The organism is Streptomyces sp. NPDC085524 (assembly GCF_044541755.1).
Classification (GTDB): Bacteria; Actinomycetota; Actinomycetes; order Streptomycetales; family Streptomycetaceae; genus Streptomyces.
This window is the reverse complement of the sequence record NZ_JBITTH010000037.1, coordinates 25258-47365: the sequence shown is the minus strand read 5'-3', so window position 1 is coordinate 47365 and position 22108 is coordinate 25258. Positions and strand designations below refer to the sequence as shown.

General features: G+C 72.0%; 19 protein-coding genes. 7 read left to right on the top strand and 12 right to left on the bottom strand.

The window, feature by feature from the left end; all coding sequences use genetic code 11:
• Positions 1-16: 16 nt before the first annotated feature.
• Entirely contained in the window at positions 17-1714 is a 1698-nt protein-coding gene (locus ACIGFK_RS38030; protein WP_376658885.1) for an LCP family protein, read from the top strand.
• A gap of 78 nt (positions 1715-1792) precedes the next feature.
• Here ACIGFK_RS38030 and ACIGFK_RS38025 read toward each other — a convergent pair whose 3' ends face one another.
• Entirely contained in the window at positions 1793-2818 is a 1026-nt protein-coding gene (locus ACIGFK_RS38025) for a glycosyltransferase family 2 protein (RefSeq protein ID WP_376661856.1), read from the bottom strand.
• Between the two features lie 266 nt (positions 2819-3084).
• Between ACIGFK_RS38025 and ACIGFK_RS38020 the strand changes: the two genes are divergently transcribed.
• Entirely contained in the window at positions 3085-4488 is a 1404-nt protein-coding gene (locus ACIGFK_RS38020; RefSeq protein WP_376661861.1) for an LCP family protein, read from the top strand.
• 79 nt (positions 4489-4567) lie between these two features.
• On the opposite strand, the gene ACIGFK_RS38015 is transcribed toward ACIGFK_RS38020, so the two are convergent.
• Positions 4568-5104 carry an acyl-CoA thioesterase gene (locus tag ACIGFK_RS38015; RefSeq protein ID WP_376661857.1) on the bottom strand — a complete coding sequence of 179 codons (537 nt, stop codon included), beginning with the start codon at positions 5102-5104 and terminating at the stop codon, positions 4568-4570.
• A 106-nt stretch (positions 5105-5210) separates the two neighbouring features.
• Between ACIGFK_RS38015 and ACIGFK_RS38010 the strand changes: the two genes are divergently transcribed.
• Positions 5211-6548, top strand: coding sequence for an LCP family protein (locus tag ACIGFK_RS38010; RefSeq protein WP_376661858.1), 1338 nt, complete (start codon positions 5211-5213; stop codon positions 6546-6548).
• Positions 6549-6605: 57 nt separating this feature from the next.
• Here ACIGFK_RS38010 and ACIGFK_RS38005 read toward each other — a convergent pair whose 3' ends face one another.
• On the bottom strand, positions 6606-7688 hold the full coding sequence (locus ACIGFK_RS38005; protein ID WP_376661859.1) for a sugar phosphate nucleotidyltransferase: 1083 nt from the start codon (positions 7686-7688) through the stop codon (positions 6606-6608).
• 370 nt (positions 7689-8058) lie between these two features.
• Between ACIGFK_RS38005 and ACIGFK_RS38000 the strand changes: the two genes are divergently transcribed.
• Positions 8059-10032, top strand: a complete 1974-nt coding sequence (locus ACIGFK_RS38000; RefSeq protein WP_400055503.1) for a calcium-binding protein — start codon at positions 8059-8061, stop codon at positions 10030-10032.
• A gap of 72 nt (positions 10033-10104) precedes the next feature.
• Here the strand turns inward: ACIGFK_RS38000 and ACIGFK_RS37995 are convergent, their stop codons facing one another.
• A complete protein-coding gene (locus ACIGFK_RS37995) occupies positions 10105-10749 on the bottom strand; it encodes a hypothetical protein (protein WP_400055502.1) in 645 nt (214 codons plus the stop codon).
• A gap of 133 nt (positions 10750-10882) precedes the next feature.
• Positions 10883-12040 (bottom strand): acyl-CoA dehydrogenase family protein, encoded by a 1158-nt coding sequence (locus tag ACIGFK_RS37990; protein WP_376661073.1) that lies wholly within the window; start codon positions 12038-12040, stop codon positions 10883-10885.
• Between the two features lie 249 nt (positions 12041-12289).
• On the opposite strand from ACIGFK_RS37990, the gene ACIGFK_RS37985 reads away from it, so the two are divergent.
• Positions 12290-13633: a UDP-glucose dehydrogenase family protein gene (locus ACIGFK_RS37985; RefSeq protein ID WP_376661074.1), complete on the top strand. Its 1344-nt coding sequence runs from the start codon at positions 12290-12292 to the stop codon at positions 13631-13633.
• A gap of 121 nt (positions 13634-13754) precedes the next feature.
• Here the strand turns inward: ACIGFK_RS37985 and ACIGFK_RS37980 are convergent, their stop codons facing one another.
• Positions 13755-14336, bottom strand: a complete 582-nt coding sequence (locus ACIGFK_RS37980; RefSeq protein ID WP_376661075.1) for a CGNR zinc finger domain-containing protein — start codon at positions 14334-14336, stop codon at positions 13755-13757.
• Positions 14337-14431: 95 nt separating this feature from the next.
• Here ACIGFK_RS37980 and ACIGFK_RS37975 point away from each other — a divergent pair, with 95 nt between their 5' ends.
• The gene (locus ACIGFK_RS37975; RefSeq protein ID WP_376661076.1) at positions 14432-14797 is read left to right on the top strand and encodes a VOC family protein; all 366 of its coding nucleotides are present in this window, start codon (positions 14432-14434) and stop codon (positions 14795-14797) included.
• Positions 14798-14813: 16 nt separating this feature from the next.
• Here the strand turns inward: ACIGFK_RS37975 and ACIGFK_RS37970 are convergent, their stop codons facing one another.
• The 4 genes from ACIGFK_RS37970 to ACIGFK_RS37955 all read right to left on the bottom strand — a co-directional run bounded on the left by ACIGFK_RS37970 (position 14814) and on the right by ACIGFK_RS37955 (position 19090).
• On the bottom strand, positions 14814-15869 hold the full coding sequence (locus ACIGFK_RS37970) for a membrane dipeptidase (protein ID WP_376661077.1): 1056 nt from the start codon (positions 15867-15869) through the stop codon (positions 14814-14816).
• Positions 15870-16209: 340 nt separating this feature from the next.
• Entirely contained in the window at positions 16210-17388 is a 1179-nt protein-coding gene (locus ACIGFK_RS37965) for a dipeptidase (RefSeq protein WP_376661078.1), read from the bottom strand.
• On the bottom strand, positions 17385-17921 hold the full coding sequence (gene purE, locus ACIGFK_RS37960; RefSeq protein ID WP_376661079.1) for a 5-(carboxyamino)imidazole ribonucleotide mutase: 537 nt from the start codon (positions 17919-17921) through the stop codon (positions 17385-17387). The genes ACIGFK_RS37965 and purE overlap by 4 nt, the downstream gene beginning before the upstream one ends.
• Positions 17918-19090: a 5-(carboxyamino)imidazole ribonucleotide synthase gene (locus ACIGFK_RS37955; RefSeq protein ID WP_400055526.1), complete on the bottom strand. Its 1173-nt coding sequence runs from the start codon at positions 19088-19090 to the stop codon at positions 17918-17920. The genes purE and ACIGFK_RS37955 overlap by 4 nt, the downstream gene beginning before the upstream one ends.
• Before the next feature lie 154 nt (positions 19091-19244).
• On the opposite strand from ACIGFK_RS37955, the gene ACIGFK_RS37950 reads away from it, so the two are divergent.
• Positions 19245-19799, top strand: a complete 555-nt coding sequence (locus tag ACIGFK_RS37950) for a GtrA family protein (RefSeq protein WP_376661080.1) — start codon at positions 19245-19247, stop codon at positions 19797-19799.
• A gap of 52 nt (positions 19800-19851) precedes the next feature.
• Here ACIGFK_RS37950 and ACIGFK_RS37945 read toward each other — a convergent pair whose 3' ends face one another.
• Together ACIGFK_RS37945 and ACIGFK_RS37940 are read right to left on the bottom strand one after the other, a co-directional pair.
• On the bottom strand, positions 19852-21117 hold the full coding sequence (locus ACIGFK_RS37945; protein ID WP_376661081.1) for an ATP-binding protein: 1266 nt from the start codon (positions 21115-21117) through the stop codon (positions 19852-19854).
• 13 nt (positions 21118-21130) lie between these two features.
• On the bottom strand, positions 21131-21808 hold the full coding sequence (locus ACIGFK_RS37940) for a response regulator transcription factor (RefSeq protein ID WP_215035026.1): 678 nt from the start codon (positions 21806-21808) through the stop codon (positions 21131-21133).
• Positions 21809-22108 lie beyond the last annotated feature (300 nt).

Here is a 22108-nt window from a genome sequence, read left to right as displayed (position 1 = left end):
CTTCTAGGGGGAACACGTGAGGCAGAGCAGCGTGCGGGGGGAGGGGGCGGCCGCCCAGTCCGCCGGTGACATATCCGGCGGAGGGGCGGGCCCGTCCGGCACGGTGCCCCCACCACGGGGCGGCTCGCGCAGAAACCGCCGTGCGGCCGGCGGCATGGGCTCCAGGCGGGGCCGCCGGCGCGTGCTGCGCTGGGTCTCCTCCGTGCTCGCCTTCCTCATACTCGGGACGGCGGCGGCCGGATACCTGTACTACCGCCACCTCAACGGCAGCATCAGGACCGATGCGCTGAACCTCGGTGAGAACAAGCTGGGCGGCTCCAAGCCGAACGCCTTCGGGCAGACCCCGCTGAACATCCTCCTCATCGGCTCGGACGCCCGCAACGACGAGGCGAACCAGGCCCTCGGCGGGGCCACGGAAACCTTCGGCGGCCCGCCCCTCGCGGACGTGCAGATGCTGCTGCACCTGTCCGCGGACCGCAGCAACATGTCCGTGGTGTCGATGCCGCGCGACACCCTGCTGAAGATGCCCAAGTGCACCGAGCCGAACGGCAAGGTGCACCCGGAGAGCAAGGGGCTCGTCCAGACGAACGAGTCCCTCGGCCGCGGCGGCCCGGGCTGCACCGTCGCAGCCTGGACCGAGCTGACGAAGATACCCATCGATCACTTCATGATGATCGACTTCAAGGGCGTGGTCTCGATGGCCGACGCCATCGGCGGCGTCCCGGTCTGCGTCGAGCAGAACGTGCACTCCCGGACCCGTGACGGCAAGGGATCCGGCCTGAAGCTGCCGAAGGGCACGACGCGGATCCAGGGCGAGCAGGCCCTGCAGTGGCTGCGCACCCGCTACGGGTTCGAGGACGGCACCGACATCGGCCGCACCCACGCCCAGCACCAGTACATGAGCTCGCTGTCCCGGGAGTTCCGCAAGAACGCCAAGCTCAGCAACCCGCTGATGCTCAACAGCCTGGCGAAGGCCGCGATCGACGCCATGATCGTGGACCCGAGCCTGAACAAGATCGACAGACTGTACGACCTCAGCATGGAGCTCAAGAAGGTTCCCCCGAACCGGATCACCATGACCACCATGCCGTGGGTGTACAGCACCCGCGAGGAGGGCCGGGTCGAGCCCGAGCCGGGCGCGGCCGAGGCCGTGTTCAAGATGGTCCGCGACGACGTACCGCTCGACTTCAAGGGCTCCGACGCCCCGGCGGCCGGCGCCGCCCCCTCGCCGGGCGCCTCCGCGGCCCCGACCGCACCCGCCGCCGCGACCACGGCCCCTGCCTCGGCCTCGGCACCCGCGAAGATCGCGGTCTCCGTCCGCAACGCCACCAACGGCAAGGACGGCGCCCAGGCCAAGGTGAAGAACCGGGCGGGCGAGGTCGCCTCGCTGCTGATCCGCAAGGGCTTCACCAAGACCTCCTCCGACACCGCGGCCTCGACCTCGGGCGAGGACACCACCGTGGTCCGCTTCGCCGACGACGCCCAGGCGGCCGACGCCGCAGTCGTCGCCACGGCGCTGGGCCTGCCGGCCTCCTCGGTGGAGAAGTCCGACCAGGTCTCCGGCATCACCCTGTTCGTCGGCAAGGACTGGCGGACCGGTGACGCCCCGGCCCCGCCGCCGCCCGCACCGACCGCACTGCCGACCTCGGCCCACGCCCTCAACGGCGACAACGAGGGCGCCTGCATGCCGATCCAGCCGGGCTTCACCTGGTAGGTCCGTACGCATGGAGAAGGGGGCCGGTGCTGTCGCACCGGACCCCCTCTTCGTGTGCCGGACCGCGCGGACCGCGCCTCAGACCTGCGAGGAGTCCCGCCGGACCGCCGGACGGCGGCTCGCGATGACCTTGTTCGCCAGCGAGCGGGGGCTCGTCAGGAAGCCGAAGCCCCAGCACAGGTGCATCGTCGCCAGGGCGACGGGGATCTGCGCCCGGGCCTTCAGCGACAGGCCCTTGCCCGCCGGGATCGAGCCCGCGACGATCGCCGCGAGGTAGCCGGCGGGCACGGCGAAGCCCAGCGGGTTGACCGCCACGCCCACGACCACGCCCGCGGCCAGGGCGCAGACCAGGGTCGGCGGGGCCAGGTAGCGCGGGTTGATGGAGCCGGCGTGGTACCGGGCCACGACGTGGCGCCAGCGCCCGTAGTCCTTGTACTGCTTGGCCAGCGCCTTGACGGAGCGCCGCGGGCGGTACTGGACCTTCAGCTCCGGGGAGAACCAGATCAGACCCCCGGCCTCGCGGATGCGGAAGTTCAGCTCCCAGTCCTGGGCGCGGATGAACTCCTCGTTGTATCCGCCCTGCTGCTCCAGCGCCTCGCGGCGGAAGACACCCAGGTAGACGGTCTCGGCAGGGCCCGCCTGGCCGCCCGTGTGGAACGGCGCGTTGCCCACGCCGATCTTCGAGGTCATCGCGGCGGCGACGGCGTCTTCCCAGCCGTTCTGGCCCTCGGCGTGCATGATGCCGCCGACGTTCTGCGCACCGGTCTCCTCCAGGAGGCGGACCGCGGTGGCGATGTAGTTCGGCGAGAGCATGCCGTGGCCGTCGACGCGTACCACGATCGGGTGGCGCGAGGCCTTGATGGCGGCGTTGAGCGCCGCCGGGGTCCGTCCGGTGGGGTTGGGGACGGTGTGGACTCGGGGATCCTCGGCGACGAGTTCGGCGGCGATCTCGTCGGTGCGGTCCGTGGACGGCCCGAGGGCGATCACCACCTCCATCTCGCCCGCGTACTCCTGTTCCAGGATGTGGCGGACGGAATCGCGGAGGTAGTGCTCCTCGTTGAGCACCGGCATGATCACCGAGACTGCGGGCTGCTGGGCGGGCATGTGGTCCTTCAAGGTCGGGTATCGGTGTCACGTTACCGCGTACGGGGGAACCGGGTGCGCGCCGAGTGAGCGGTACGGACAGAGGCTGATCGTATGGGCCTACTGTTCTGGCGGATCAGCCGAAGCTTCGACGCCCTAGCCGACCGTTCTCCTGCTGCCTCGCGGAGGTGTCCACCGTGCCCCACCCGCACCGTCCCCCCCGTCCCGCCGGGCCGCGCCCGGCGCAGCGCGCACGGCGCCGGGGCGGCGACCGGCCCCGGTGGGGGGTGCGGGTCGCGGCCGGGCTGGCGGTGGTCGTGCTGGGCTCCGGAGCCGTCGGGCACGCCGTGATGACCGGCCTGGACACCGGGATCGAGCGCGTGGACCCGTTCAAGGACATGAAGAACCGCCCGCAGGCCGGGCACGGCCTGAACTTCCTCCTGGTGGGCACCGACGGCCGGGACAAGATCACCCCCGAGGAGAAGCGCGAGTACCACCTGGGCGGGGCGCCCTGCCACTGCACGGACACGATCATGCTCGTGCACCTCTCGGCGGACCGGGAGCGGGCCAGCGTGATCAGCCTGCCCCGCGACAGCTACGCGGAGGTGCCCGCGCACCGGGACCTGAACAGCGGCAACGACCACAAGGCCCACCCCGTGAAGCTGAACGCGGCCTACGCGGAGGGCGGGCCCCAGCTGACCGTGCGGACCGTCGAGGCCATGACCCGGGTGAAGATCGACCACTACCTGGAGGTCGACTTCACCAGCTTCATGAAGACCGTCGACGCGATGGGCGGCGTGGAGATCTGCACCGCCAAGACCATGCGCGACCCGAACACCGGCCTGGAGCTGCTCCCCGGCACCCACCGGCTCACCGGCGGACAGGCCCTGCAGTACGTGCGCTCGCGCCATGTGGACGGGGCCTCCGACCTCGGCCGGATGCAGCGCCAGCAGCGGTTCATCGCGGCGCTGATCAAGCAGGCGACCGGCGGCGGGGTGCTGCTGAACCCGGTGAAGTTCAAGGAGGTCAGCTCGACCCTGCTCGGCTCCGTCCGGGCCGACAAGGGCTTCGGCTCGGAGCAGATGCTCGCGCTCGGGCAGGCGATGCGGGACTTCACCCCTTCCTCCTCGGAGTTCGCCTCGGTGCCGATCGGCGACGCCTCCTTCCCCGTCAAGGGGATCGGCTCCACCGTGAAGTGGGACGAGCCGAAGGCGGCCAAGCTCTTCGAGGCGCTGCGCGAGGACCGGGCCCTGGCGCCGGCCCGGCCCGGGAAGGCCGCGGGCGCAGGCGCGGCCGCCGCCGACCGGCCGACGACGGTTCCGGTGGACGTGCCGCCGCAGCAGATCCGGGTCCAGGTGGAGAACGGGACCCGGATCGACGGACTGGGCGGACGGGTCGACGCCGCACTGCGCGCCACCGGCTTCGACACCACCGGGGCCCCGGTGGGCGGCGCCAGCCGCGAGGTCCGGCGCACGGTGGTCACGTACGACCCGCGCTGGGACCGCTCCGCCCGGTCGGTCTCCACGGCGCTGCCCGGCAGCGAGCTGCGGGCGGTGCCGGGCCAGGGGCGGACGGTGCTGGTCATCGCGGGCGCGGACTACCGCAAGGTGGTGCCGGTGCGGGCGGAGGACCCGTACCAGGGCGGCGCGGCCGGGGTGGTCACCGGGGACCAGGTGGTCTGCGGGCGATAGCGCGGGGCCGGCGGCCCGGCCCGGTCTCCCGGCCGTGCGGCCGGCCGGGGCCGGTCCGGTCGGCCTCCCGGCCCGGCGGTCAGTCGTCGAAGCCCTGGGCGGCCCGCTCCTCGCGCAGTGCCCGGATCGCCTGGCGGCGGGCCAGCCGGTGGGTGCGGCGGATCTGGGCCTCCTGGTAGCGCCGCTCGTCCTGCTCCGTCTCCGGCAGGACGGGCGGGACCGGCCGGGGCTTGCCCTCGGCGTCCACGGCCGCGAAGACGAGGTAGGCGGTGCCCACCTGGGTGGCGGGGGTGGACTCGTTCCACCGCTCCGCGAGGACCCGTACGCCGATCTCCATGGAGGAGCGGCCGGTCCAGTTGCACTGGGCCTTCACGTGGACGAGGTCGCCGACGCGCACGGGCGCGAGGAAGACCATCTCGTCCATGGAGGCGGTGACGGCCGGCCCGCCGGAGTGGCGGCCGGCCACGGCACCCGCAGCGTCGTCCACCAGCTTCATGATCACTCCACCGTGCACCGTGCCCAGGAGGTTGGTGTCGTTGGCGGTCATGATGTGGCTGAGGGTCGTACGGGAGGCCGCGGTCGGCTTCCCGGGCAGCTCGCCCGGTATCTGAGTCATACGGACACCTTAGATCCGTACCGGAGGCATCAGCTCTGCAACAGCACCGGTACGGAAGGTCCCCCGGGCTGTTGGACGACCCGCCCGAGCAGGCATTCTTGGGCGCATGAATGACTGGCCAGAAGGTCGTGACGGCGGGTACGGACGCGGCAGCGAGCAGCCGCAGCCCGAGGGTGCCCAGCGGATGCGCCACATCCAGCGGCAGCAGCCGCAGCAGCCGCCCCAGCCTCAGCGACCCCCGCAGAGCCCCCCGGCGCCCCGGCGCCCCGCGCAGCCCGTACGTCCCTCCGTGCCCCCGCAGGGGGCGCAGAGCCACGACACGTACGACGGCTACGACAGCGGCTACAACACCGGCCAGGTCTACGGCACCCCTGCGGGCGGCGGCCAGGGCGACTCAGGACGCCCGGGCGGCCCCGGAGGCCCCGGCGGCCCCGGCGGCCCGGGACAGCGGCCTGCGGGTCCCGCGCCGGACTGGCGCAAGCGGATCAAGGTCGGCTCGATCGTGCTGGTCTCCGCTCTGCTGGTGACCGGCGTCTCCACGTACTTCTGGGCCGACTCCAAGGTGCGCCGCGAGGTGGACCTCTCCAAGGTCATCGAGCGCCCCAAGGAGGGCGACTGCACGACCTACCTGATCGTGGGCTCCGACAGCCGCGAGGGCATGTCCGACGAGGAGAAGAAGAAGCTCCACACGGGCTCCGCCGAAGGCAAGCGCACGGACTCGATGATGATCCTGGCGAAGTGCTCCAGCGGGAACACGATGGTCTCGCTGCCCCGCGACTCGGACGTGGAGATCCCCTCCTTCGTCGGCTCGCAGTCCGGCAAGAAGTACGCGGGCACGGGCAAGCGCACCAAGCTGAACGCGGCGTACGCGGAGGACGGACCCGAGCTGCTCGTGCGGACCGTGGAGTTCAACACCGGCCTGCGCATCGACCACTACGCGGAGATCGGCTTCGCCGGCTTCGCGAACATCGTGGACTCGCTCGGCGGCGTCGAGCTCGACATCGAGCAGGGCTTCAAGGACGAGAAGTCGGGCGCCGACTTCAAGGCGGGCAAGCAGACGCTGAACGGCGAGCAGTCCCTGGCCTTCGTCCGGACCCGGTACGCCTTCGCGGAGTCGGACCTCCAGCGGACGAAGAACCAGCAGAAGTTCCTGTCGGCGCTCGCCAACCAGGCGGCGACCCCGACCACGGTCCTCAACCCGTTCAAGCTCTACCCGCTGATGGGCGCGGGCCTGGACACGCTGATCGTGGACAAGGACATGGGCCTGTACGACATGGGCCAGATGTTCTTCGCGATGAAGGGCGTCAACGGCGGCGACGGCGTGTCGATGAACATGCCGATCTCCGGCCAGCGCGGCGGCAACCTCGTCTGGGACAAGGCGAAGGTGCAGCAGCTGGTCAAGCAGATCCAGAACGACGAGAAGGTCACCGTCCGCGGGAACTGAGCGGGCGGCGAGCAGGCGGGCGGGCGGGCGGGCCACTGGCCGGCCCGCCCGCTGCCGTCAGGCGTCCGGGGAGAAGCGGATCGCGGCCGCGGGCAGCCGGGCCCCGCACCACACGCGGGCGCCGGTGCGCAGCTCGTTGTCCGCGCCCACGAGGGCGTCGTCGCCGACGACGGTGCCCTCCAGCACGGTCCGCGCGCCCACGCCGGCGCGGGCGCCGATGAGGCTGGCGTGCACCTGGGCGTCCGCCTCGATGACGGCGCCGTCGAGCACGATGCACCCGTCGACGACCGCGCCGGCCTCGATGCGGGCGCCGGCGCCGACGACGGTGCCTCCCGACAGCTTGGCTCCGGCCGCCACCTGGGCGCCGGGAAGCACGAGGGACTCGCCGCGGCGGCCGGGGACGGCCGGGGAGGGGACGACGCCGCGGACCAGGTCGGCGGAGGCCTGGATGATCGACTCGGGCTTGCCGAGGTCCATCCAGTACGAGTTCTCCGTGACGCCGTGCAGCCTGCTGCCGGAGGCGAGCAGACCGGGGAAGGTCTCGCGCTCGACGGAGACCGGCCGGCCGGCCGGGATGGAGTCGATCACGCTGCGGCGGAAGACGTAGCAGCCGGCGTTGATCTGGTCGGTGATGATCTCTTCGGGCGTCTGCGGCTTCTCGGTGAAGGCCAGCACCCGCCCGTCGGCGTCGGTGGGGACCAGGCCGAAGGCACGGGGGTCCTCCACCCGCACCAGGTGCAGGGAGACGTCGGCGTCGGCCGCCTTGTGCGATTCGACGAGTCCGGCGATGTCCAGGCCCGTGAGGATGTCCCCGTTGAAGACGAGGACGGAGGAGTCCGGGCCGCCCGTGAGCAGCTGCGCCGCGTTGCGGATGGCGCCGCCCGTGCCGAGGGGCTCGTCCTCGACGACGTACTCCAGGTGGATGCCGAAGTCGGATCCGTCGCCGAAGTAGGGCTCGAAGACCTCTGCCAGGTAGCAGGTGGCCATCACGATGTGGGTGACACCGGCGGCGGCAGCCCTGGCTATCTGGTGGGCGAGGAAGGGGACGCCCGCCGTGGGGACCATCGGCTTCGGCGTGTTGACCGTCACCGGGCGCAGCCGCGTCCCCTGCCCCCCGACCAGCAGGATCGCTTCCGTCATTACGTTCTCCCCACCCGATTACTACGTACGAAGGCCCAAATTTAGCCCATCCGAGTCGCACGTCGGTGCGGGAGGAGGGCGGGTCGCGGGAGCGCCTCCACCCGGACAGCCCCCGTGCCCGGCGTGTCATGAAATGGCGGGGCAACCCAGTCGATCTTGGCTCCTACGATCCTTGGCGCGGGTCCGCGGACGCTCTGCGCCGGGGAAGGACCGCCACCACCCTCCGGCACCACGAGAAGGAGTCGTCCGCATGCTCGCTCCGATCGCCTCCCCCCGAAGTCCGCGAAGTCTGCCAGGACTGCAGAGTCTGCGGAGTCTGCGCAGAAGGCTCCGGCCGGCCTGTACGGCGACGGCCGCCGCAGTGGCGCTCGTGGTCGCCGGACCTGGCATGGCCCTGGGGGCACCGGGCGATCTGGACCCGACGTTCGGCGGGGGCGACGGGAAGGTCATCACCGACCTCCCCTACTACGAGGACAGCCCGGACATGGTCCTCCAGCCCGACGGCAAGATCCTCACCGTCGGGACCCTGACACCGGCCGAGGGCGGCGACCCCGCCTTCTCGCTGGTCCGCTACAACCCCGACGGCTCCCCGGACACCGCCTTCGGCGACGGCGGCGCGGTGGCGACGACCATCAGCTCCGGTGACTCGGGGCAGGCGGTGGCCCTCCAGGCCGACGGGAAGATCGTCGTGGCCGGGTCCACCCTCGTCGAGCAGAACGGCACCGCCTGGAGCCAGTTCACGCTGCTGCGCTACCTCCCGAACGGCGCCCTGGACACGGCCTTCGGCAACGCCGGCCGGGTGTTCCCCGACTTCGGCCAGGGCTCCTCGGGGAGCGCGGTGCGGGTGCTGTCCAACGGCAGGATCCTCGCCGCCGGAGCGGGTCAGGGCGGCTTCGCACTGGCGCGCCTGCTGCCCGACGGCAGCCCGGACAACACCTTCGGCGGCGGGGACGGCCGGGTGGCGACCCCGTTCCCGCTCGGCGCATCGGTCCAGGACCTGGCGCTGCAGTCCGACGGGAGGATCGTCGCCGTGGGCACGGCCTCGTACGCGTCCCCCGCCTTCAGCACCGACGTGGCGCTGGCCCGCTACACCCCGGACGGCAGCCCCGACACCAGCTTCGACGGCGACGGGCAGCTGCTCCTCGACTGGGGAACCTCCATCGACGCCGCGAACGGCGTGGTGCTGCAGGCGGACAACAAGATCGTCGTGTCCGGCTACAGCTCGGAGGGGTTCACGACGGCCCGCTTCAACACCAACGGCACCCCGGACACCGCCTTCGGCGGTGACGGCCGGGTGGGCGTCTCCTTCGAGGCGGGCACCGGCATCGCCAACGACGTGGCGCTCCAGCCGGACGGCAGGATCGTCGCCGCGGGAGGCGGGGCCGGGACCGGTGACCCGCACGACTTCGCGGTGGTCCGGTACAACACCGACGGCAGCCTGGACACCACCTTCAGCGGCGACGGCAAGGTGACCACCGACGTGGGCCCCTTCTACGAGGACGACTGGGAGCAGGGCCAGGCCCTCGCCGTCCAGCCGGACGGCAAGCTGGTCGTGGCCGGCGTCACGGAGGACGGCACGGCGCGCGGTGTGGTCCGTTACGAGGTCTCCGGAAGCACCCCGCCCCCGCCCGTGTCGGCGGACCTGTCGGTGACGAAGACGGGCTCCCCCGCCACGGTCGCCCTCGGCGACTCCGCGACGTACACGGTCCGCGTGACCAACAACAGCACCACGACCACCGCGACCGGAGTGCAGCTGACCGACGCCCTCACCGGAACCGGCAACGGCACGGTCCTCTCCGCCACCGCGGGCCAGGGCAGCTGCACCACCACCCCGTCCCAGGCCGTCTGCGCCCTCGGCAGCCTCGCTCCCGGCGCCACGGCCACGGTGACGGTCACCGCCGAACCCTCACGCGTCGGCAGCCTCACCGACACGGCGACGGCGAGCGCCACCACGACCGACCCGAACACCGCGAACAACACGGCGAGCGCCACCACGACCGTCACCAACACGCGGGGCTGCACGATCGTCGGCACCAGCGGCAACGACACCCTGAACGGCGGCTACGGGAACGACGTCATCTGCGCCCTCAGCGGCAACGACACCGTCAACGCCTCCTTCGGCAACGACACCGTCCACGCGGGCCCCGGCAACGACCGCGTCGACGGCGGCTACGGCGACGACAACCTGATCGGCGGCCCCGGCAGCGACAGCCTGACCGGCAACTTCGGCGCCGACCGCCTGAACACCGTCGACGGCGTCTCCGGCAACGACACCGCCAACGGCGGCTACAACACCGACGTCTGCACCACGGACACGGGCGACGTCCGCATCAGCTGCCCCTGACGGGCTCCCGCACGCGCACAGGACCCCCGGCGCCGTGCCGGGGGTCCTGTGCGCGTGCGTTACACCGGACCGTCAGGCCGCGAACGGGTTCGCGTGGCCGGGCAGCTGCTGGCCCGGGCGCAGGAACCGTGCGCGGCCGTGCTCGTCGCGGACCGGGACGAACCCGGCATCGGTCAGCCTCCGCGCGATCCGCTGCCGCCGTACGGCCCCGATCTTGAAGCCCCCGAACACGAACGCGGCCATCGCGGCGCCGCCGTACAGCGCGCCGAGCGGCATTCCGGCGATGAGGAGGACGACCGGCAGGGCCGCGCAGTACCCGGCCGCCATCAGCTGCTGCTTCTTGCCGGCGACCTGGGACATGGCGTCGAACTGGATGCGGTCCTTGGCCCGGGCGACTGCCTCCTCGGCCTCGGGAAGGGGCTTGAGGGAACCGGGCTGCATGCCCGGCACCGCCCCGCCGTTGCCTGCCTGCGGGTGGGCGGCGAGGGTGGCGGCCTCCCGGGCGCGCGCCTCGGGGCGCGGGTCGCGGTACATGAGGACCAGGACGAGCGCGTTCTTGTGCCCGGTCCGGCGCGTTTCGCCGTACTCGTAGCCGTACCGCTCTGCGACGTGGACCAGGGCGGCCGCGCGGCCGACGGAGGTCTCCGGGCCGATCCGGACCACGTCCTGACGGGCGATCTGCCCGAGGGTCTGCGCGACCGATCGTTCTGCGGACATCTTCTCTACCGCCCTGCACCACCGCTCCGACAATCCGACGGCGCACACACTAGCCATGCCGCCGCAACGCCGGAAGGCCCCGGCCGAAGCCGGGGCCTTCCTTATCCGTGCAGGTCAGAGCACGTACCGCCCGTTACGGGAGGTTGCGGGCCATGACGATCCGCTGGACCTGGTTCGTGCCTTCATAAATCTGCGTGATCTTCGCGTCGCGCATCATGCGCTCCACCGGGTAGTCACGGGTGTAGCCGTAGCCGCCGAGGAGCTGGACGGCGTCCGTGGTGACCTCCATGGCCACGTCGGAGGCGAAGCACTTGGCCGCGGCGCCGAGGTAGGTGAGGTCGGCGTCGCCGCGCTCCGAGGCTGCCGCGGCCTGGTAGGTCAGGGCGCGGGCGGCGGAGATCTTCATGGCCATGTCCGCGAGCATGAACTGGATGCCCTGGAAGTCGCCGATCGGCTTGCCGAACTGCTTGCGCTCCCGGACGTAGCCCTTGGCGTAGTCCAGGGCGCCCTGGGCGATGCCGAGGGCCTGGGCGGCGATGGTGATGCGGGTGTGGTCGAGGGTCTTCATCGCGGTGGCGAAGCCGGTGCCCTCGGCGCCGATCATGCGGTCGGCGGGGATGCGGACGTTGTCGAGGTAGACCTCGCGCGTCGGGGAGCCCTTGATGCCGAGCTTCTTCTCCGGGGCGCCGAAGGAGACGCCCTCGTCCGACTTCTCGACGACGAAGGCGCTGATGCCCTTCGAGCGCTTCTCCGGGTCGGTGACGGCCATGACCGTGTAGTACTCGGAGACGCCCGCGTTGGTGATCCAGCGCTTGACGCCGTTGAGGACCCAGAAGTCGCCGTCGCGGACCGCGCGGGTCTTCATGCCGGCCGCGTCCGAGCCGGCGTCCGGCTCGGAGAGGGCGTACGAGAACATCCCGTCGCCCTTGGCCAGCGGGCCGAGGTACTTCTTCTTCAGCTCCTCGGAGCCGGAGAGGATCACCGGCAGCGAGCCGAGCTTGTTGACGGCCGGGATCAGGGAGGAGGACGCGCACACGCGGGCGACCTCTTCGATGACGATCACGGTCGCGAGCGCGTCGGCACCGGCGCCGCCGTAGCTCTCCGGGACGTGGACGGCGTGCAGGTCGTTGGCGACCAGCGCGTCGTGGGCCTCCTGCGGGAAGCGGGACTCCTCGTCGACCGCGGCCGCGAACGGGAGGATCTTCGCCTCGGCGAGCGAGCGGACGGACTCGCGGAGCATGTCGTGCTCCTCGGCCGGACGGTACAGGTCGAAGTCGGCAGAACCCGCCAAGATCTCTCACTCCCCAAGGGTGACGCGTTACGCGGTGCGTGACGTGATGCGTTCGGTATGCGATTCGGTGATGCGATTCGCGATGCTAACTACCGTTAAGTAACCCAAGTTTAGTCGCCGCCGGCGGGGCAGCGGTATGGACGGCCCGCGTGAGCTGCGTGACAGCGGAGGGCCCACTGGGGACCGTCCCCCGCGGCGGGCCCGACTATGCTCAGTGGCCGCACACGGCCCCGCACCTCTGGAGCACCCATGGCCCCCCTCAGGATCACTGTGATCGGCACCGGTTACCTCGGCGCGACCCACGCCGCGGCGATGGCGGAGCTGGGGTTCGAAGTGCTGGGGCTCGACGTGGTGCCCGAGAAGATCGAGATGCTCGCGTCCGGCCGGGTGCCGATGTACGAACCCGGGCTGGAGGAACTGCTCGCCAAGCACGTGGCCGGGCTGCCGGGATCCACCGGGCGGCTGCGGTTCACGACCTCCTGGGAGGAGGTCGGGGAGTTCGGCGACGTCCACTTCGTGTGCGTGAACACCCCGCAGAAGCACGGGGAGTACGCGTGCGACATGTCGTACGTGGACGCGGCGATGGGCTCGCTCGCCCCGCACCTGACGCGGCCCGTGCTGGTGGTCGGCAAGTCGACCGTGCCGGTGGGCTCGGCGCAGCGGCTGGCGGAGAAGCTCGTGGAGCTGGCCCCGGCGGGCGCGGACGTGGAGCTGGCCTGGAACCCGGAGTTCCTGCGGGAGGGCTTCGCCGTGCAGGACACCCTGCACCCCGACCGGATCGTGATCGGCGTACAGGGCGAGCGCGGCGAGAAGGTGCTGCGCGAGGTGTACGCGACGCCCATGGGCGAGGGCAGCCCGCTGGTCGTCACCGACTTCCCGACCGCGGAGCTGGTCAAGACCGCCGCCAATTCCTTCCTCGCGACCAAGATCTCGTTCATCAACGCCATGGCCGAGGTGTGCGAGGCGGCCGGCGGTGACGTGGTCAAGCTGGCGGAGGCCATCGGCTACGACGAGCGGATCGGCGCGAAGTTCCTGCGGGCCGGCATCGGCTTCGGCGGCGGCTGCCTGCCGAAGGACATCCGCGCCTTCATGGCGCGGGCCGGCGAGCTGGGCGCCGACCAGGCGCTGACCTTCCTCCGGGAGGTCGACTCGATCAACATGCGCCGCCGCGGGCACATGGTCGAGCTGGCGCGGGAGGCCGTGGGCGGCTCGTTCCTGGGCAAGCGGGTGGCCGTGCTCGGCGCCACCTTCAAGCCGGACTCGGACGACGTACGGGACTCGCCCGCGCTCAACGTGGCCGGGCAGATCCACCTCCAGGGCGGGCAGGTGACCGTGTACGACCCCAAGGGGATGGAGAACGCCCGCCGCGTGTTCCCGACGCTCGGGTACGCGGACTCCGCGCTGGAGGCGGCGCGCGGGGCGGAGGTCGTACTGCACCTCACGGAGTGGCGCGAGTTCCGCGACCTCGACCCCGCGGAGCTGGGCGGCGTCGTCACGGACCGGCTGATCCTGGACGGCCGCAACGCGCTGGCCCCCGAGCGGTGGCGGGCGGCCGGGTGGACGTACCGGGCGATGGGACGCCCCCGAGCCTGACGCCCTGCGGGCGTGCCCCGCTTGGGTGCGCGCGTGCGGCGCCGTTGCCCTGCGGGCGTGCCCCGCTTGGGTGCGCGCGTGCGGCGCCGTTGCCCTGCGGGCATGCCCCGGGCCCCGCTCCTCAATCGCCGGAGGGGCTGGGGATGCCGCCCGTGGGGGTGGGGGTGCCGCCGGTGGGGGTGGGGGTGCCGCCGGGTTTGCCGGGTGGGGGGTTCGGGTCGCGGGCGCGGTACTTGCGCATTTTTTCGCGGCTGCCGCAGATCGACATCGAGCACCAGCGGCCGCGGCCCGCGGGGCTGCGGTCGTAGTACGCCCAGCGGCAGTCGTCCGCCGCGCAGGCCTTGAGGCGTGCCCAGGTGCCCGCGGCGGCTCCTTCCGCCAGGGCCTCGGCCGTCCGGGCCAGCAGGGTCGGGGCGCCCGTCGGCGCGAGGGACACGGCGCCCGAGGCGTCGATGCGCACGGCCAGCGGGGCCGCGGCGAGGAGGCGGTTCAGGCGGTCCTCGGCCCCGGGTCGCAGTTCGTGTCCCGCGTGCGCCAGCAGCGCGTCGCGCAGGGCCTCCCGCAGTTCCACCGCCTCGGCGAGGGCTTCCCCGGACAGGCCGAACTCTGCCGCGAGGCGGTCGTCGCCCGTGTCCACGCTCAGCGTGTTGACGAGGCTCTCCACCAGCGCGAGACCGCCGGGTGCCGGTGCGCGTCCACTCATGTCCTCGACGTTACCTCTTGGAAGGGAGCAGAGGTAACGCGTAGGCTTGCCGTTACCCGTACAAGGCGTTAACCGGTAACCGCTAGGAGAGACCCATGGCCTTCGCCAAGCTCGGCACCGTCGTCCTCGACTGTCCCGACCCGCTCGCCCTCGCCGCCTTCTACGCCGGCCTGCTCGGCGGCAGCCCCAGCGCCGAGGAGGACGGGAGCTGGGTCGACCTGGAAGGCCACGGGGGCACGCCGCTCGCGTTCCAGCTGGCGCCGGGGCACGTCGCGCCGGCCTGGCCCTCTGCCGAGGGCTCGCAGCAGTTCCACCTGGACCTGACCGTCGAGGACCTCGACGCCGCGGAGGAGCAGATCCTCGCCCTCGGGGCCAAGCCCCTGGACACGGAGGACCGGGGCCGCTCCTGGCGGGTCTACGCCGACCCGGCCGGGCACCCGGTCTGCCTCTGCGCCGGGTAGCTCTCGAGAAGACGGCCTAGTTGCGGCGGTGCTGGGCGGCCCGGGCCGTGAACTCCGCGTCGCGCAGGACCCGCTGGGCGTTGCCCCAGGTCAGCGCCGCGAGGTCGGCTTCCGACCAGCCCCGCTGGAGGAGCTCCGTAAGCAGTTTGGGGTAGCCCGAGGGGTCGGTGAGGCCGGTCGGGCGGGGGCTGCCCGGTTCGGAGCCGAAGCCGGCGCCGAGTCCGACACCGCCCGGGCCGGCGACGGCCCGTACGTGGTCGATGTGGTCGGCCACCGCGTGCAGGGAGTCCCCCGTGCGGGCGGTGTCGAAGGTGACCATGGCCAGGCCGTCGGCCTCCCGCAGGGCGAGCAGGACCTCGTCGGTCACGTTCCCGGGATGCGGGTTCAGTGCGGCCGCCCCCGTGTTGGAGACCACCACCGGGGCCTTGGAGGCTGCCGTGAGCCGGCAGGCCGCCTCGGGCTCGCAGCCGGCGAGGTCCAGCAGGATCGCGAGCCGGTTCGCCTCGCGGACCACCTGGTGGCCGAAGGCCGTCAGCTCCTCCGCCGCCCAGGGCGCTCCTGCGGGCGCGAGGATCCGTACGCCCAGCGTGTGGAAGGCGCGCAGCGCGCCGAGGGAGTCGGTGAGCGTGCTGCCGGGCACGGGGCCGAGGAACGAGGCGATGCGGCCGCGGTTGCGGGCGTCGGCCATGTCGTCGGCGCTGAGTGCGAGGAGCAGGCTGTCGGGGTAGCGGCGCATCAGGGCGAGCGCTACGTCGATCTGCTCCAGGGTCTCGGAGAGCACGGTGGCGGGCGGGCTGGCCGGGGGTACGAGGAGAGACCAGAACTGGGCGCCCACTCCCCCGGCGCGGAGCCTCGGGATGTCGGTGTCGACGCCGGCTTCCGGGGTGTCGATGTCGTGGAACGGGCTCTGGCGCAGGGTCCGGACGAGCGTGTTGCACCCGTCCGCGACGGGATGGACGGCCAGCAGCGCGGTGGCGCGGTCCAGCGCGCCGGCCGCGGGGGTGGTGGCGGGGGCCGGTGGGTCTTCGGCTCCGATGCCGACGGAGTGGGGTTCATCCTGCAGGTCGGCCATGGCGTTCGCTCCGGTCTCGGCGGCAGCAGGGGGAAGTGGTGCCACCGTGACACGCGGGGCGTGTGTGCCGCCCGGCGGGTGTGGCGTTCGGGTGGCCTTTGCCCTGGCCGGGCGGGACGGGGTGCCGCTGCCCTGGCCGGGCGGGTGCGGGGGCCGCTCCCCGCCCCGCCCTTTCTCCGTTTCCCGGGGCTCCGCCCCGGACCCCGCGCCTCGAACGCCGGTGAGGCTGGATTCGGCTGCGGCTGGATTGCCCGCAGGGCAAACCAACCCGTCCGGCGTTTGAGGACCCGGGGTCCGGGGGCGGAGCCCCCGCAGCGGTGCCGCGCCCGACGGCTCGTGCCTACAGCACCGCGTTGGACGGGCCGCGGGTCGTCGACAGGTCGCGGGAGACCGATTCCGCGTCGCGGAGGGCGCGGACCGCGTTCGACCAGGTCAGCTTCGCCAGGTCCGGGCGGGACCAGCCGCGGGTGAGGAGCTCCGCCACCAGGTTCGGGTAGCCCGCCACGTCGTCCAGGCCGGACGGGGTGAAGGCCGTGCCGTCGTAGTCGCCGCCGATGCCGATGTGGTCGATGCCGGCCACCTCGCGCATGTGGTCCAGGTGGTCCGCCACCGTCGCGGCCGTGGCCACCGGGCGGGGGCGGGCCTCCTCGAAGGCCCGGTGCAGGGCCATCGCCTCGGGGGTGGTGTCCAGGTGGTGGAAGCCGTGGGCGCGCAGGTTCTCGTCCGCGGCCTGGGTCCACTCGACCGCCGCCGGGAGGATGAACTTCGGGACGAAGGTCGCCATCGCCACCCCGCCGTTGGCGGGGAGCAGGGCGAGGACGTCGTCCGGGATGTTGCGCGGGTGGTCGCAGACCGCACGCGCGGAGGAGTGCGAGAAGACCACCGGCGCGGCGGAGGCGGCCAGAGCGTCGCGCATCGTCGTCTCGGCGACGTGCGAGAGGTCCACGAGCATGCCGACGCGGTTCATCTCGCGGACGACCTCGCGGCCGAAGTCGGTGAGACCGCCGTGCCGGGGCTCGTCGGTCGCCGAGTCCGCCCAGTCGATGGTGTCGTTGTGCGTGAGCGTCATGTACCGCACGCCCAGCCGGTGCAGGGCCCGCAGCGTGGCGAGGGAGTTGTTGATCGAGTGGCCGCCCTCGGCGCCCATGAGGGAGGCGATGCGTCCGCTCGCGCGGGCGGCCTCCATGTCGTCGGCCGTCAGCGCCCGGACCAGGTCGCCGGGGTAACGGTCGATCAGCTGGCCGACCACGTCGATCTGCTCCAGCGTGGCGCTGACCGCCGTGTCGCCCGCGTAGTCGGAGCGGACGTAGACCGACCAGAACTGCGCACCGACCCCGCCGGCCCGCAGCCGGGGGATGTCGGTGTGCAGGTGGGCGGACTGGTCCCCGGCGATGTCCCGCTTCGCCAGGTCGTAGCGGACCTGCTCGCGCAGCGCCCAGGGGAGGTCGTTGTGGCCGTCGACGACCGGGTGCTCGGCGAGCAGCTCACGCGCCTCGTCCAGGCGCTGCGCCGCGCTCACTTCGCGAACCCGAAGGAGTCCGCGCCCGCGACCTTGGCACGCAGCCGCTTGCCCTTCTCGGTGGCCTGGTCGTTCAGCTCCTGCTGGAAGTCGCGCATGCGCGCCAGCAGGTCGTCGTCGTGTGCGGCGAGGATGCGGGCGGCCAGCAGGCCCGCGTTGCGCGCCCCGGCGACCGAGACGGTGGCGACGGGAACCCCGGCGGGCATCTGGACGATCGACAGCAGGGAGTCCATGCCGTCGAGGTACTTCAGCGGCACCGGCACGCCGATCACGGGGAGCGGGGTGACGGAGGCGAGCATGCCCGGCAGGTGGGCGGCGCCGCCGGCGCCCGCGATGATCGCCTTCAGCCCGCGGTCGGCGGCCTGCTCCCCGTACGTGATCATCTCGCGCGGCATCCGGTGCGCGGAGACGACGTCGACCTCATAGGGGATCTCGAACTCGTCGAGGGCCTGGGCAGCGGCCTCCATGACCGGCCAGTCCGAGTCGGAGCCCATGACGATGCCGATGAGGGGAGCGCTTGCGGAGGTGCTCATTCGGTGACCGTTCCTCTGAGGTAGTCGGCTGCGTGGCGTGCGCGCTCCAGGACATCGTCCAGGTCGTCGCCGTACGTGTTGACGTGGCCGACCTTGCGGCCGTGTTTCACGTCCTTGCCGTACATGTGGATCTTCAGCTGGGGGTCGTGCGCCATGCAGTGCAGGTACGCCGCGTACATGTCGGGGTAGTCCCCGCCCAGCACGTTCGCCATCACGGTCCACTTGGCGCGGGGGCGCGGGTCGCCCAGAGGGAGGTCCAGGACCGCGCGCACGTGGTTGGCGAACTGGGAGGTCACGGCCCCGTCCTGGGTCCAGTGGCCGCTGTTGTGCGGTCGCATCGCCAGTTCGTTGACGAGGATGCGGCCGTCGGTGGTCTCGAACAGCTCCACGGCCAGGTGGCCGGTCACGCCGAGTTCCTTCGCGATGCGCAGGGCGAGCGCCTGGGCCTCGCTCGCGAGCTCCGGGGAGAGGTTCGGGGCGGGGGCGATCACCGTGTCGCAGACGCCGTCGACCTGGACGGACTCCACGACGGGATAGGCCACGGCCTGGCCGTGGGGGGAACGGACGATGTTCGCCGCGAGCTCGCGGACGTAGTCCACCTTCTCTTCGGCGAGGACGGGGACACCGGCCTTGAAGGGCGCTTCCGCGTCCTCCTGGCTGCGTACGAACCACACGCCCTTGCCGTCGTAGCCGCCGCGCACGGTCTTGAGGATGACGGGGAAACCGCCGACCTCCGCCGCGAAGGCCGCCGCGTCCGCCGGATCGCTCACGATCCGGTGGCGGGGGCTCGGTGCGCCGATCTCGTCGAGCTTGGCGCGCATCACCCCCTTGTCCTGGGCGTGCACCAACGCATCGGGCCCCGGGCGGACGGGGATGCCGTCCGCTTCCAGGGCCCGCAGGTGCTCGGTGGGCACGTGCTCGTGATCGAAAGTGATCACGTCGCAGCCGCGCGCGAACGCGCGCAGTGTCTCCAGGTCGCGATAGTCGCCGATGACGACCTCGCTCACGACCTGGGCCGCCGAGTCCTGTGGTGTGTCACTGAGGAGCTTGAATCTGATGCCGAGGGGGATGCCCGCCTCGTGGGTCATGCGGGCGAGCTGTCCGCCGCCGACCATGCCAACTACCGGGAACGTCACCTCTCCAGGGTATCCGGCGGAATTCCGCCATATGGACGCACCCTGGCGCGGAACCGCCGGTGTGCCGTGCGTCGCACGGGGCCGGAAGGCACAGACGGAGCGCAAGGGGGACACTTAGCATGGGTGGGTTGACGGAGTACACCGAACGCCCCTTCCCGGGGCGGTGAACGACAGGACTGACCTACTGATGAGCACGCCGGGGACCGGATCCGTTCTCGAACGCCTACGCGGCCTCGCTCGGGAGGTCGCCAAGTTCGGAGCGGTCGGCGGCCTGGGGGTGCTGGTCAACCTGGGTGTCTTCAACCTGATCCGCAGCACCACCGACCTCCAGGTGGTGCGCGCGAGCGTGATAGCCACCGTGGTGGCGATCACCACGAACTACCTCGGCTTCCGCTACTTCGCCTACCGCGACCGCGCGCAGAGCAACGCCGCCGGGCGCACCCGCGAGCTGGTCCTGTTCGTGGCCTTCAGCGCGATCGGCCTGGTCATCGAGAACGGCGTGCTGTACCTGGCCACGTACGGCTTCGGCTGGGGCGGCCCGGTCGCCAGCAACGTGTTCAAGTTCATCGGCATCGGGACGGCCACCGTGTTCCGCTTCTGGTCCTACCGCACCTGGGTCTTCAAGGCCCTGCCCGCACCCCTCGCCACGACGCCCGCCGAGCCGATGCCCGAGCCGGCGCCCCTGCCCAAGCCCGACCGCAGGCCCGAGCCGCTGCCCGAGCCGGAGCCCGCGAACAACTAGCGCGGCGGCCCGCCGGCAGCCTGCCGGTGCCCGCCGACCACCCGCCGACGCCCTAGCGGACCGTTACCTCGGGCTCGGCCCGCTGGGGCGCCGTGCGGCTGAGGAAGAGCGCGAAGACCGCCGGCTGCGACTGGAGCAGCTCGAGCCGCCCGCCGTCCGCCTCCGCGAGGTCCCGGGCGACGGCGAGGCCGATCCCGGTGGAATTGCGGCCGCTGATGGCCCGCTCGAAGATCCGGTTGCCGAGGTCCGGCGGGACCCCGGGGCCCTCGTCCGTGACCTCCAGCACCGCCTGGTTGCCGACGACCCGGGTACGCAGTGCGACCGTCCCGCCACCGTGCATGAGCGCGTTCTCCACGAGGGTCGCCAGGACCTGCGCGACCGCGCCCGGGGTGCCGACGGCCCGCACGCCCTGCTTGCCGGAGCGCACGATGGCCCGGCCGGCGCTGCGGTAGGCCGGCCGCCACTCCTCCACCTGCTGCTTGACGACCTCGTCCAGGTCGAAGGGGACCGCGGAGCCCGTCCGCGGGTCCCGTGAGTTCGTGAGCAGCCGCTGCACGACGTCCGTGAGCCGCTCCACCTGGGTGAGGGCGATCGACGCCTCCTCCCGGACGGTCTCCAGGTCGTCGGTGACGGTGATCTCCTCGAGCCGCATCGACAGCGCCGTGAGCGGGGTGCGCAGCTGGTGCGAGGCGTCGGCGGCCAGGCGCCGCTCGGCGGTCAGCATCCTGCCGATCCGCTCGGCGCTGGAGTCCAGTACGTCCGCGACCCGGTCCAGCTCGGGCACTCCGTACCTCTTGTGCCGGGGTCTCGGGTCGCCGGAGCCGAGGCGTTCCGCGGTCTCGGCGAGGTCGGTGAGCGGGGAGGCGAGCCGGTTCGCCTGGCGTACGGCGAGCAGTACGGCCGCCACGACGGCGAGCAGCGCCACCGCGCCGACCACGGCCAGGGTCCGCCCGACCTCCTTGGTCACGGTGGAGCGGGAGGCCTCGACGACGACCGTCTCGCCCTGCTCGCCGCGGGCGCTGCCGCGGACGACCTTGCCGGGGATCCGGTCGCCGACCTCCACCGCCGCCCGCCCGGGGACGCTGATCCGGGCGTAGTCGCCGGCGTCGAGCTGCTCGCCGAGCGCGTCGGCGTCGACGGGCGTCTTCTCCAGTGCGTTGGATTCGACGATGCTCAGCAGGCGCAGCGCTTCGGACTCGATCCGGTCCTGGGCGCTGTTGGTGATCGTCCGGGTCTCCACGATCACCAGGGACACCCCGAAGACCGCGATCACGACGAGCACCACGGCGAGCGTGGAGTTGATCAGGCGGCGGCGCATGACTCAGTAGGTACTAGCTCTTCTCGAAACGGAAGCCGACGCCCCGGACGGTGGCGATGTAGCGGGGGTTCGCCGCGTCGTCGCCGAGCTTCTTGCGCAGCCAGGAGATGTGCATGTCGAGGGTCTTGGTGGAGGACCACCAGGTGGTGTCCCAGACCTCGCGCATGAGCTGGTCGCGGGTGACGACCCGGCCCGCGTCGCGGACGAGGACCCGCAGCAGGTCGAATTCCTTGGCGGTGAGCTGGAGCTCCTCCTCCCCCATCCACGCGCGGTGCGATTCGACGTCGATCCGCACGCCGTGGGTGGCGGGGGGCTGGGAGGCCTCGTTGGCGCCGCGCCGGAGCAGGGCCCGGACGCGGGCCAGCAGCTCGGCGAGCCGGAAGGGCTTGGTGACGTAGTCGTCGGCGCCGGCGTCGAGGCCGACCACCGTGTCCACCTCGTCGGCCCGGGCGGTGAGGACCAGGATCGGGAAGCCGTGGCCCTCGGCACGCAGCCGGCGGGCGACTTCCAGACCGTCCATTCCGGGCAGGCCCAGGTCCAGGACGACGAGATCGACGCCGCCCTGCAGTCCCGCGTCCAGGGCGGTGGGGCCGTCCTCCCGGACCTCGACCTCGTACCCCTCCCGGCGCAGGGCGCGGGCCAGGGGTTCCGAGATGGATGCGTCGTCCTCGGCGAGCAGTACACGCGTCATGTGGGTGATGGTAGTCCGCGGTGAGTGAATCGAGGGGCCTGCCGTCACACCCCTGCCGAACTGGCCTTATGGCCTACTACGGACCTTCGAATGTGCTTGATCGGTTCCCGCTTGACCTGTGATCCATCTCTCAAGTCCTTTCATATGCCCCAGTGTCGTGTCGTATGGTGGCGAGACGCCTGATGCACTATCTCAGGGACCTTTGTGCCAAAAAATGCCGAAGGTCTCTATTTCTGTCCTGAACGGACAGGCAGTCTTGTGAGACTCACCTGTCCGGGCTTGATGACAGTGAATGACCTA